Consider the following 12958-nt stretch of genomic DNA (forward strand, 5'->3'; position numbering starts at 1 on the left):
CTTGGTTGCTCGTTAAACTTAGAAGGTATTGTCTTAATATGACGTTTTTGATTGGCGTTTAAATTGATTTGTTGTGCAGGATATGCTTTGTGAAGCTTTAGCCTCTGACGGTACACCGAATAAATAGGTTGCGATACAAGAGAAAATAAATGAACCCAGTGAACCTAAGATGACACTCCAGAAAGCGCGGTCTATTCCTGCCGGCGAAATAAATGAGGTAAATGCAAAGATACCCATACCACCGAAGTTATGTGCTGTTCCTGAATAGAAACCGACAACCGCACCACCAAGTGCACCACCAATACAACCGATAATAAATGGACGTTTCAGTGGTAATGTCACACCATAAATAGATGGTTCAGTAATGCCAAAGAGACTGGATATGAATGCAGTTCCTGATAATGTTTTCATATTCTTATCGCGTGTACGTAGAAATACACCTAATGTTGCACCTGCCTGACCAAATATTGCCGGCTGGAGCAATGGGGAGAGCATATCTTTTCCTTGAGTCATCATATTATTGATTATTATTGGGATGAGTCCCCAGTGCAGACCGAAAATGACACAAACTTGCCATATTGCTCCCATCAGGATCCCTGCAATGACCGGGTTTAAGTGATAGAAAAAGAGATATCCCGCCGCCAGACCATTACTGAGTTCCGTTGCCACAGGGCCAATGACCAGAAAAGTTAGGGGAACGGTAATTAACAGGCACAGAAAAGGCGTGATAAATATTTTGAAAGAAGAATGAAACCAACTATTAAGCTTCTTCTCCAGAAAGCAGCTAAACCACGCTGATAAAATAATAGGGACAACTGTCGAACTGTAATTAATGAAAGTAATGGGAATACCCAGGAAATCTAAGTGAATGTCTTGCGTCGTTTGAGAAAGTTTAAATGCTTCGGTCATGGTTGGATAAGTTAATACCGCCCCAATAACCATAGTAATAAAAGGGTTTCCACCGAACCGCTTACCGGCGGTATACCCTAATAAAATAGGCATGAAATACAGCATTGCATCGCCGGTAGCGAATAAAATTTTATAGGTGCCACTGTCTATACTCATCCAATTAAACACGTTGGATAAAGCGATTATTCCTTTAATCAATCCGGCAGCAACCAGTACACCTAATAGTGGTGTAAAAATACTGGAAATAATATCAATTGCGCCATCAAAAATACGTTTTAAACCTTTTGTATTCTCTTTTTTTATCCCTTGTTGTAAGGTTACATCTTGTTTATTCTCGTTTTTTTCCGCATTACCCTGTAAGTATTTATTATTAATATTATCGTAGACATCGCCTACATGGCTACCAATAACCACCTGATATTGCCCACCACTCTCTACTACGGTGATAATTCCTGTTGTCTGTTTAAGTAATTCGCTGTTAGCTAAACTCCTATCTTTAAGTTTAAATCGTAAACGTGTAGCACAATGGACAAGGCTGGATATGTTTTCTTTTCCACCTATTGTGCTGACTATCTTATCAGCCAGACTTTCGTACCTCATTAGACTTCCCCTTCTTTGAATTAAGTTTAAAACAGCGAAAGGCTGAATTTAAGTCAAAAAAAAACCTAACCCACCATCTAATAGCCCTGGAATAGGGGCACAGTAGATAATGGATTAGGTTTTGCCCGACATCAGTCGCAACTAAGTCGGTAACAAGCCTAGATCAATATTTAGAAACTAGTTATTCCTTATGATACTTGCAAGTCATTAAGAATAATTTTGGCAAAAATGTGATACTTATCATAAATGCGTTAAGTAAACTGAGTCTGTCGCTGTGTCATTGACTTTATAAAAATTATACCTTAGCCTGAAAGATGGAATATCTATATGAATTAGTGTACAGGAGTGTCAATGACTAGGACTGGCTAGATCAGGCACAACCGGGTCACGGATATATTTTACCTATTCTATAGGTTAGGGCTGATAATGGTTTATCCTTAAGGTATATCTTTTGTTAACGATAATAAAACTCATAAATAATAATGTCGTTCTTGCTATTGATGAGAATAATAATGAAATGATTCTTATGGATAAGGGCATAGGATTTAATCGGAAAAAAGGGGACAAGCTGCATATTCAAGATGTTGCAAAAGTTTTTACTGTCGAAAAACACTATAAGATAAATCAGATCCTTTCTACTATCCCTGTTTCAGTTATAGAACTAACTGAGAAAATTATCACATTAGGTAAAGATTTTCTTGCTAAGCCTCTTAACGATTCATTACTCATTACTTTGTCAGAACATTTAAACTTCGCATTTGAACGTGTGAGCAAAGGGTATCAGATTGGTAATGTTTTGCAGTGGGAGATTCCTCATCTTTATCCGTTAGAATATGAAATTGGTAAACAGGCGCTTATTCATATTAATAACCAGATTGAAATGCCATTACCGCCGATAGAAGCTTCATTGATTGCCTTGCATTTTGTTAATGCTCAATATGAAGGGCAAACGATGGGAGATACGTTAAAATTAACGAATTTAATTAATAAAACCGTTAAACTCATTCACTACTATTTTCATGTTAATCTTGACTCAACGTCAGTGAACTACTCTCGTTTTATTACTCATCTGCGTTATTTTTTAATCAGACAAAATAAAAATGAGCATTCGTCTGCTATTGAAATGGACTTTTCATTGCAAGAATTGATAGAAGAAAAATATTTCAAAAGTTATAACTGTGCAGTGAAGTTAATTAAATATCTGCGAGAAAAATATCAGTGGAAAGTTCCTGATGATGAATTGATTTATTTGGTTATTCATATAGAACGGGTGGTCAATGATAGTTATAAGGCCAGAGATTAATAGCAAGTGAATCGTCAAACAGGCTTGTAGACAGGTATTAATTTAAACAATATGAGATAAATATATTTATGTTGTTTGATTCTTTTTGACAATAAATTAGATGTAGGTGGTAAAAATGAATTATGAAGACTTTGCGAAAGATATTATTATATTTCTTGGAGGAGGAGGGAATGTAAATAAAAGTTGGCATTGTGTTACTCGATTGCGTTTTAATGTTATAGATGATAGTAAAGTAGATATTGATGCGATAAAGAGAATGCAGGGGGTTATGGGGGCGCGTTTCCACAGTGGACAGTTGCAAATAATTATTGGTAATAGAGTTGTTGAAATATTTAGTGAAATAATTAAGCAATTAAAAGAAAGTGAAAGCGGCTGTAATGACCAAAATAAAAGTCGGGTAAGTCATGTTCTTGATATAATTTCAGGTATATTTGTTCCCATATTGCCGGTGATAGTCGGCGCTGGATTATTGAAAGGCGGATTGATTTTCTTCTATATGATGAATTGGGTTTCAGTGGAGAGTAATGAGTATAAATTATTATATATTCTTTCTGATGCACCTCTGTATTTTTTGCCTGTCCTTCTTGCCTTTTCGGCGGCAAGAAAATTTAAAACTAATGAATTTATTGCGGCAACGTTAGCATGCATTTTAATTTATCCAACATTATCTGATCTTATAGGCGCATCCGGCAGTGGATATCTCAATGTATTTGGTATCTCTGTTCCAGCTATTCATTATAGCTACACTGCCATTCCAATTATTTTAGGTGTTTGGTTGCTTAGTTATATTCATCGCTGGGTAGACAGGTTGATTCCGGCAGTATTAAAGGTAATATTTACGCCATTATTTGTCTTATTGATTTCCGTGCCAATTTTATTAATTATTGCTGCACCGTTAGGAAATGCAATTGGTCTGTATCTTGAGAAGGTAATTTTAGAATTATTTTCTGTAGTTGGACCATTTGCGGGATTACTATTGGGAGGGTTGATACCTGTTTTGGTAATTACTGGGATGCATTATGCTTTTTTACCGAGTGTTTTTGCTAATTTTAAATCTCTTGGATATGATTTTATGTTATTACCAATCAGCTTTGTCAGTAATATTGCACAAGCTGGAGCTACATTGGCCGTTGCAATTAAAATAAAAGATAGACAGATGAAGTCATTAGCTTATTCAGCTTCATTCTCTGCTTTTTTAGGGATCACTGAGCCTGCAATGTATGGTGTTACCCTTAAATTAAGAAAATCTTTTTATGCTTCATTAATTGGTGGAGCAGTTGGTGGGGCTATTGTGGGTATTTTCTCTGTAAAAATATTTACTTTTAGTATGCCAGGATTGGTGTCACTCCCTTTTTATATGCAAAAAGATAGCAATAATTTTCTTTTTATTTTATTTGGGATTTGCAGTAGTTTCTTAGTTGCGTTTATACTCACGTTATTAATGAAGTTAGAATCTAATGCTGAGTCTATGGTATTAACAAAAGCACACTCTTCGAAAATGAAAAAATTTATATTACTTTCTCCTATGACAGGTGAAATTAAACCTCTCTCAAGCGTACCTGATGACACTTTTTCTGAAAAAATTATTGGTGATGGTGTTGCTATTATTCCTACCGAAGGTGTGGTGAAAGCGCCTTTTAATGGTAAGGTTTCAATGATTACTCCAACTGGACATGCTATTGGTTTGATTTCCGAACAAGGAGTTGAATTATTGATTCATATTGGTATTGAAACTGTAGATTTACAAGGAAAGGGATTTAATTTGCAGGTTATGGAAGGCCAGACAGTAGTTGCCGGTGATATATTAGTTAATTTTGATATATCTTTTCTTCAAGAGAATCAGATTCAACTGATATCACCGATTATTATCACTAATAGCGAAGAATATTGTGGAATAGTTCTTGATAAGAAAAAATTGGTTATAGCAGGTAAGGATTCTTTTCTGACCATTAATAAATATTAATTTTCCCTTGGTGGTTTATATATATTAATAATTTTCTTAATTTATTTTTTTTGTATTAAGATCTGGCAATATAATCAATTTTAATATTCGTGTGTTCACTATATTTCTTTTCTGTTCTTATCGTTTTTTATCTTATCTATCGAATTATTAAAAATATTTAAGTACATAAGCTATGAATGGAAAGTAATATATTTTGCATAATATGAATTCATGTCGAATACAAATACTTTGCGATGAAAAAATTAAATAATTTATATTGACAACTAACCTTAAAGGGAAATAATTTTTATTATGTAAATATATAAGGTAGCGGAATGGCCGCAGCCTGGCATCCCTAAAAAAAGGAAGAACGATGAGCACTAATGAAATGATTACTGCTGAACTCGAAAAAATCCATGCTGAAATAGCAGAATTAATGGCGGAAACGACAAAGATAAATAGTGAGGCCCCGTGAGGGGCTTTGTTCTGGAATACCTATGCGACTTATTGACAATTATTCTCTTCCTACTACTGAGGATCTCATTAAGCTTAAGGAAGAATTAGGCTTCACAGGAGAACAAATGGCCGATTTAGCGGGAGTTTCCGGCAACAACCAATGGAGAAAATACACGGGTGGGAAAATGCCGCGTGTTATGTCTCCACATATTCTATATAGCAGTACAGCTTACACTATCAGAAAGTGATCTAAACCGTATTTTGACTAAAATGCGGGAAATTGGTGCTAATGTAAGGTAATCGAGCCTTCATTCAACGACCCTCCTCTGGTTGATAATCTACTTTTATTGAGATGTAGATCATCAATAGATCGGTTATAGCGAATCATTCTGGCTATAAAATCGATTTTTTTCGAAATTATAGTTGGAGTACTATTTATAACCCGATCAATTTCAGAGGTTAATCATCGTGACAGCAATTATTCGTCAATTCCTGAAATTAGAAGCGGCTGGCGGGCTTCTTCTTATCATTGCAGCCATTATTGCGCTGATAATGGCGAACTCGCCATTACAGGGTATTTATCAGCAATTTCTTAACATTCCGGTAGCAGTAAAATTTTCTGCATTGGAGATAAATAAGCCTTTATTATTGTGGATTAATGACGGCTTGATGGCTGTCTTTTTTTTGATTGTTGGTTTGGAAGTTAAGCGTGAACTGCTGGAAGGTTCTTTGGCGGGGAGTGATAAAGCTGTATTTCCAGTGATAGCGGCTATGGGTGGTATGGTCGCACCGGCATTGATCTATCTGCTATTTAATGGCAGTGATGAGTTTACCCGTCAGGGATGGGCTATTCCTGCGGCAACAGATATCGCATTTGCCCTGGGTGTGATGGCGCTATTGGCTAAACGGGTACCAACAGAACTCAAGGTTTTTCTACTGGCATTAGCGATTATTGATGATCTGGGCGTTATTGTGATCATTGCTCTGTTTTATACCAAAACAGTCTCCCTTGTCGCGCTTGGATTATCGGCAGCAATGATTGCTTTGCTGATTTGGATGAATTGGCGTGGCGTCGAAAAAACATCGGTTTATCTGGTTATTGGCACAATTCTTTGGGTCTGCATCTTGAAATCGGGTGTTCATGCAACGCTGGCCGGCGTCATCGTTGGTTTTCTTATTCCTCTGCGTTGCCGGAATGGTCATTCACCCTCTGAATCACTTGAACATGGATTACATCCTTGGGTGGCGTATCTTATTTTGCCGTTATTTGCATTTGCCAATGCAGGTGTGATCCTGAGTGGCGTTACGTTGAATGGTTTGACTGATATGTTACCGTTGGGTATTGCGGCGGCTTTGTTTCTTGGTAAGCCACTGGGAATTTTCCTGTTCAGCTATATTTCCATCAAGATGGGATTGGCTAAATTGCCACAACGGATTAGTCTTAAACAGATATTTGCTGTTTCGGTTCTTTGTGGGATTGGCTTTACCATGTCCATCTTTATTTCAGGGTTGGCTTTTGAAGGTGCAGGTGAATCTTTCAGTACCTATTCTCGCCTGGGAATTCTGATTGGTTCAACAACTGCTGCGCTAATTGGTTATAGCTTGTTACGAATGGTCTTACCAAAGAAAAAGTGATGGCAGAACCGTGATAAATTAATTAATTTATCCTGATAGTCTCAGAAAGAATTTCCGAACTGACTCTCATTTTTGTACTTGCGGTACAACAATAAAGTTGTATCGCGGATATTTTATGTAGCGAAAAAACAGGAAATCGCCGTACAACGGTAAAAATTAGGAATGTATGGCTGGCGTTGGTTATCAAACGAAAGCGATACATAAGGAAAAACATATGCGGGTGTCACATCTGAATTTTAATCATCTCTATTATTTCTGGCATGTTTGCAAGGAAGGATCTGTGGTTGGAGCGGCAGAAGCGCTTTATCTGACGCCTCAGACGATTACAGGGCAAATAAAGGCACTGGAGGAACGTTTAGGCGGAAAGTTGTTCAAACGTCAAGGTCGGGGGCTGGTGCCATCAGAACTGGGACAGCTTATCTTCCGCTATGCGGATAAGATGTTTATGCTGAGTCAGGAGATGCTGGATATTGTTAACTACAGCCGTGAATCCAACCTGTTGTTTGATGTTGGTGTTGCTGATGCATTATCCAAGCGTCTGGTTAGCCAGGTATTGGAAACGGCGGTGGTGGAACATGAACAGATCCATCTGCGCTGTTTTGAATCAACCCATGAATTGCTGCTTGAGCAACTTAGTCAGCACAAACTCGATATGATACTGTCTGATTGCCCGGTGGATTCTTCCCAGCAGGAAGGGTTGTTCTCGGTAAAACTGGGTGAATGCAATGTCAGTTTCTTCTGCCGGCAACCTGTTCCGGAAAAGCCCTTCCCAGAATGTTTAGAGGAACGTCGCCTGTTGGTTCCAGGACGTCGCTCTATGTTAGGGCGTAAGCTGTTGACCTGGATCCGTAATAAAAACCTTCAGGTTGAAGTTTTGGGTGAATTTGATGATGCCGCATTAATGAAAGCGTTTGGTATGTATCATAATGCGATTTTCGTTGCGCCGTCTTTGTATACCAATGATATTTTTGCTGACAATGATATTGCTGAAATTGGCCGGCTGGATGCAGTGCAGGAAGAATATTATGTGATTTTTGCTGAACGAATGATTCAACATCCGGCTGTTCAGCGCGTGTGTAATAAAGATTTTTCCGCTTTGTTTAATGTGCCATCGAAGAAGCGGATTTAAAAAGTAGTTGATAATAATTACAAACACAAAAAAACCGGCGAGAGCCGGTTTTTCAGTAATCTAAACGCAAACTATTACATTGCGTTGATTTGAGCTGCCAGATTAGATTTATGACGTGCTGCTTTATTTTTGTGGATCAGACCCTTACAGGCGTGACGATCGACAATAGGTTGCATGTCATTAAATGCTTTCTGTGCAGCTTCTTTATCGCCAGTGGCGATAGCAGCATAGACCTTCTTAATGAAGGTACGCACCATAGAACGACGGCTAGCGTTGTGCTGACGACGTTTTTCAGACTGAATGGCGCGTTTCTTAGCTGATTTGATATTAGCCAAGGTCCAACTCCCAAATATATTCTATCGAGGACAATTCAAAGGCCGAGGAATATGCCTGTTCAGCCTTCTTTTGTCAATGGATTTGTGCAAATAAGCGCCGTTGTACCGCGGCACTTGTTACGTTGTGATGGCGCAGGATTTTATCAGCTTACTTAGCTGGAATACAGTCTTTCACAATAAAAATCTCATTGAATAGTCCAGATGAGAAATAAAATGAATATTTTTCGGGATTCCTGTTCGTTTTTGTTGTATGAATCAGGGTTATTAATTTTAGCCATCTTATGATGGTGGGTTAACCTTACGCTTTGTACAAGGTATAATTTGGCAATTTCCAGGGTATTGAGCCAGCTATGGAGCTAATTCGCGGTATACGTAATATTCGGGCGCGTCACCATGGTTGCGTGCTGACGATTGGTAATTTTGATGGCGTTCATAGAGGCCATCAGGCACTGCTGAGGCACTTAAAACGCGAAGGGCAGCGTCTGGGTTTACCGGTAACGGTTATGATTTTTGAACCACAACCTTTGGAAGTTTTTGCCAGGGATAATGCCCCTGCCCGTCTGACGAGATTGAGGGATAAAGCTAAATATCTCGCCCAGTATGGAGTGGATTATTTATTATGTGTGAAATTTGACAGAAATTTTGCGGCAAATACGCCAGAAGCCTTTGTTTCGCGGTTGCTCGTGGAAAAATTGGGTGTTAAGTTTCTGGCGGTAGGAGATGACTTTCGTTTTGGTAAATCTCGCAATGGTGACTTTGCCTTTCTACAGCAAGCCGGTGAAACATACGGTTTTGACGTGACCAACAGCGAAAGTTTTTGTGACAGTGGCTTGCGGATCAGCAGCACTGTTATCCGTCAGGCACTGCAAGATGATGATTTGGTATTAGCTGAAACATTATTAGGACATCCATATAGTATTTGTGGCCGGGTTGTTCATGGTAGACGGCTGGGGAGTACTATTGGCTTTCCAACAGCTAATTTACCATTAAAACGTTTAGTGGCTCCTGTACAAGGCGTTTATGTCGTTGAAGTCTATGGCTTGGGAGATAAGCCTTTACCGGGGGTTGCCAATATTGGTACACGTCCAACCGTCTCTGGTCAGGGCCAACAACTTGAAGTACATCTGATTGATACCCAAATGGATCTGTATGGGCGTCATATTGATGTGGTGTTACGCAAAAAACTGCGTAATGAGCAGCGGTTTGCTTCCCTTGATGCACTCAAGCAGCAAATTGCTAATGATTTGGTCGCTGCGAAGGAATTTTTTAAACAGCTGCCAGTGTCATGTATCTAGCGGAAAATTGGAATTGAGAATCGAATGAGTGACTATAAAAATACCCTGAACTTACCAGAAACAGGGTTTCCAATGCGCGGAGACTTAGCAAAGCGCGAACCAGACATGCTAAAACGTTGGTACAAAGATGAGTTGTATCAGGTAATTCGTAAAGCAAAAGCCGGTAAAAAAACATTTATTCTGCATGACGGCCCTCCTTATGCGAATGGCAGCATTCATATTGGTCACTCAGTCAATAAGATTCTCAAAGATATTATTATTAAATCCAAAGGGATGGCGGGATATGATTCGCCATATGTACCCGGTTGGGATTGCCATGGTTTACCCATTGAGCTTAAGGTTGAGCAGATTATTGGTAAGCCGGGAGAAAAATTTTCCGCTGCTGAATTCCGTGCCGAGTGCCGCAAATATGCCAAAGAGCAGATAGATGGTCAGAAGGAAGACTTTATCCGTCTGGGCGTATTAGGTGACTGGGATCGTCCATACCTGACGATGGACTTTAAGACCGAAGCCAACGTTATTCGTGCATTAAGCCGTATTGTTGCCAATGGACATTTGTTGAAAGGGGCAAAACCTGTTCACTGGTGTACGGATTGTGGTTCATCATTGGCTGAGGCGGAAGTTGAGTATTATGACAAAACTTCGCCATCGATTGACGTGCGTTTTGGTGCTGTTGATACGGTAGCTGTTTACGAGAAATTTGGCGTGCAGGCATCAGATCAACCCGTTTCTTTGGTGATCTGGACAACCACGCCGTGGACGTTACCGGCTAACCGGGCGATCGCTTTGCATGCTGAATTTGACTATCAATTAGTACAGATTGAGGGTGAATGTCTGATCCTGGCTGCTGATTTGGTTGAAAGTGTGATGAAGCGTGCGGGTGTGACTGCGTGGACAGTGCTGGGGAATTGTGCGGGTGCTGCACTGGAACGGTTATGCTTCAAACATCCATTTATGGGCTTTGATTCACCGGTTGTACTCGGTGATCACGTGACTCTGGATGCAGGTACTGGTGCTGTTCATACCGCGCCAGGTCATGGCCCGGACGATTTTGTTATTGGTCAGAAATATGATTTAGAAGTCGCAAACCCGGTTGGCCCGAATGGCTGCTATCTGCCGGGGACTCATCCTTCTCTGGATGGCATGTTTGTCTTTAAGGCGAACGACATCATTACGGATATCCTGCGTGAAAACCATGCGTTGTTACATCTGGAAAAATTACAGCACAGCTACCCTTGCTGCTGGCGTCACAAGGCACCCATCATTTTCCGTGCTACGCCGCAGTGGTTTGTCAGCATGGATCAAAATGGTCTGCGCAAACAATCTCTGAAAGAGATCAAAGGTGTTCAGTGGATCCCAGGTTGGGGGCAGGCCCGTATTGAGGCAATGGTAGAGAACCGCCCTGACTGGTGTATTTCACGTCAACGTACCTGGGGCACCCCTATGTCCTTGTTTGTCCATAAAGAGACGGAAGAACTTCATCCACGCACTGTCGAACTGATGGAAGAAGTTGCCAAACGTGTTGAAGTGGATGGTATTCAGGCGTGGTGGGATCTGGATCCAGCTGAACTGCTGGGTGATGATGCGGCTAACTATGTCAAAATCTTTGATACTCTGGATGTATGGTTCGATTCTGGATCAACCCATTCATCGGTTGTTGATGCTCGTTCTGAATTTCAGGGTAATTCTGCGGATATCTATCTGGAAGGTTCAGATCAGCATCGTGGCTGGTTTATGTCTTCCCTGATGATCTCCACCGCAATGAAAGGCAAAGCGCCTTACCGTCAGGTACTGACACACGGTTTCACGGTGGATGGTCAGGGCCGTAAGATGTCCAAGTCTATCGGCAACACTATCAGTCCACAGGATGTGATGAATAAATTAGGGGCGGATATTTTGCGTCTGTGGGTTGCCTCTACTGATTACACCGGTGAAATTGCGGTATCGGATGAGATCCTGAAACGTTCTGCTGATGCATATCGTCGTATCCGTAACACAGCGCGTTTCCTGCTGGCAAACCTGAATGGTTTTGACCCTGAACAACATAGGGTTAAACCGGAAGAGATGGCTGTGTTGGATCGCTGGGCTGTAGGCCGTGCTCAGGCTGCTCAGGCAGACATTATAAAATGTTACGATGAGTATGATTTCCACTCTGTTGTTCAGCGTTTAATGCAGTTCTGTTCTGTGGAAATGGGGTCGTTCTATCTCGATATTATTAAAGACCGTCAGTATACCGCGAAGGGCGATAGTCTGGCTCGCCGCAGTTGTCAGACTGCGCTGTATCATATTGCAGAAGCACTGGTTCGCTGGATGGCGCCTATTCTCTCCTTCACAGCGGATGAAGTCTGGAATGAATTGCCTGGTAAACGCGCTCAGTATGTCTTTACCGAAGAGTGGTATGACAGCTTGTTTGGTCTGGCCGCCGGCGAACAAATGAATGATGCTTTCTGGGCTGATTTACTGGCTGTTCGTGGTGAAGTCAACAAAGTGCTGGAGCAGGCACGTGCTGATAAACACATCCGCAGCTCTTTGGAAGCCGCCGTCACTCTGTATGCAAATAATGAACTGGCTGATAAATTGAACAACCTGGGAGATGAATTGCGTTTTGTTCTGCTGACATCTCAGGTTTCTGTTGCGGCTTATGAACAGGCGGGTGACGATGCGCAGCAAAGCGAAATCGACAGCCTGAAAGTTGCTTTCCGTAAAGCGGATGGTGAAAAATGTCCTCGTTGCTGGCATTACGCTAAAGATGTGGGATTGGTGGCGGAGCACGCAGAACTTTGTGGCCGCTGTGTAACTAATGTTGCCGGTAACGGTGAAGAGCGTAAATTTGCCTGATGAATAGACCCATTTGTTCCACTGGCCTTCGCTGGCTTTGGTTAGTTGTCGTGGTATTGATTCTGGATCTGGGTAGTAAACAGTTAGTGCTGAAGCACTTTTATCTGTATGAATCCGTTCCATTAATACCTTATTTCAACCTGACTTATGCCCAGAATCTGGGGGCGGCTTTCAGTTTCCTTGCGGATAAAGACGGCTGGCAGCGTTGGTTGTTTGCATTAATTGCCGTTGCTATTTCAGTCGTATTGATGGTGATGATGTATCGTTCCAGTGCAAAGAAGAAACTGAGTAATATCGCTTATGCCCTGATTATTGGTGGAGCATTGGGTAATCTATTTGACCGGTTGGTCCATGGTTTTGTCATCGATTTTATTGATTTTTATGTCGGTGACTGGCACTTTCCAACCTTTAATATCGCCGATATGGCGATATGCATCGGGGCCGCATTGGTTATCATTGATAGCTTTTTAAGCCCGGATGAAAAGACAATTAAAGCGGGATAAAAGCCTATTTTAC

10 protein-coding genes are annotated in these 12958 nt (G+C 40.8%); 8 read left to right on the top strand and 2 right to left on the bottom strand.

The features are described 5' to 3' along the window. Positions 1-33: 33 nt before the first annotated feature. On the bottom strand, positions 34-1509 hold the full coding sequence (locus C5470_RS01295; RefSeq protein ID WP_166285298.1) for a PTS transporter subunit EIIC: 1476 nt from the start codon (positions 1507-1509) through the stop codon (positions 34-36). 451 nt (positions 1510-1960) lie between these two features. On the opposite strand from C5470_RS01295, the gene C5470_RS01300 reads away from it, so the two are divergent. From C5470_RS01300 to nhaR, 5 genes are all read left to right on the top strand, one after another. Then, positions 1961-2812 (top strand): PRD domain-containing protein, encoded by an 852-nt coding sequence (locus C5470_RS01300; protein ID WP_166285300.1) that lies wholly within the window; start codon positions 1961-1963, stop codon positions 2810-2812. A gap of 115 nt (positions 2813-2927) precedes the next feature. Then, entirely contained in the window at positions 2928-4775 is a 1848-nt protein-coding gene (locus C5470_RS01305; RefSeq protein ID WP_166285302.1) for a beta-glucoside-specific PTS transporter subunit IIABC, read from the top strand. 476 nt (positions 4776-5251) lie between these two features. Continuing rightward, the gene (locus C5470_RS01310) at positions 5252-5458 is read left to right on the top strand and encodes an XRE family transcriptional regulator (RefSeq protein ID WP_242687781.1); all 207 of its coding nucleotides are present in this window, start codon (positions 5252-5254) and stop codon (positions 5456-5458) included. Positions 5459-5678: 220 nt separating this feature from the next. Then, positions 5679-6845 carry a Na+/H+ antiporter NhaA gene (gene nhaA / locus C5470_RS01315; protein ID WP_166285304.1) on the top strand — a complete coding sequence of 389 codons (1167 nt, stop codon included), beginning with the start codon at positions 5679-5681 and terminating at the stop codon, positions 6843-6845. Positions 6846-7059: 214 nt separating this feature from the next. After that, positions 7060-7974, top strand: a complete 915-nt coding sequence (nhaR, locus tag C5470_RS01320; RefSeq protein WP_166285374.1) for a transcriptional activator NhaR — start codon at positions 7060-7062, stop codon at positions 7972-7974. A gap of 74 nt (positions 7975-8048) precedes the next feature. Here the strand turns inward: nhaR and rpsT are convergent, their stop codons facing one another. After that, on the bottom strand, positions 8049-8309 hold the full coding sequence (gene rpsT, locus C5470_RS01325; RefSeq protein WP_036843848.1) for a 30S ribosomal protein S20: 261 nt from the start codon (positions 8307-8309) through the stop codon (positions 8049-8051). A 350-nt stretch (positions 8310-8659) separates the two neighbouring features. Between rpsT and ribF the strand changes: the two genes are divergently transcribed. Genes ribF through lspA form a run of 3 tightly spaced genes read left to right on the top strand, consistent with a single transcriptional unit; the run spans position 8660 to position 12945 of the window. After that, positions 8660-9604: a bifunctional riboflavin kinase/FAD synthetase gene (gene ribF, locus C5470_RS01330; protein WP_166285306.1), complete on the top strand. Its 945-nt coding sequence runs from the start codon at positions 8660-8662 to the stop codon at positions 9602-9604. Between the two features lie 24 nt (positions 9605-9628). Further along, entirely contained in the window at positions 9629-12442 is a 2814-nt protein-coding gene (ileS, locus tag C5470_RS01335; protein ID WP_166285308.1) for an isoleucine--tRNA ligase, read from the top strand. Beyond that, positions 12442-12945, top strand: a complete 504-nt coding sequence (gene lspA / locus C5470_RS01340; protein ID WP_036843845.1) for a signal peptidase II — start codon at positions 12442-12444, stop codon at positions 12943-12945. The genes ileS and lspA overlap by 1 nt, the downstream gene beginning before the upstream one ends. The last annotated feature ends 13 nt before the right edge of the window (positions 12946-12958 follow it).

The organism is Photorhabdus stackebrandtii, assembly GCF_011189495.1.
GTDB lineage: Bacteria > Pseudomonadota > Gammaproteobacteria > Enterobacterales > Enterobacteriaceae > Photorhabdus > Photorhabdus khanii.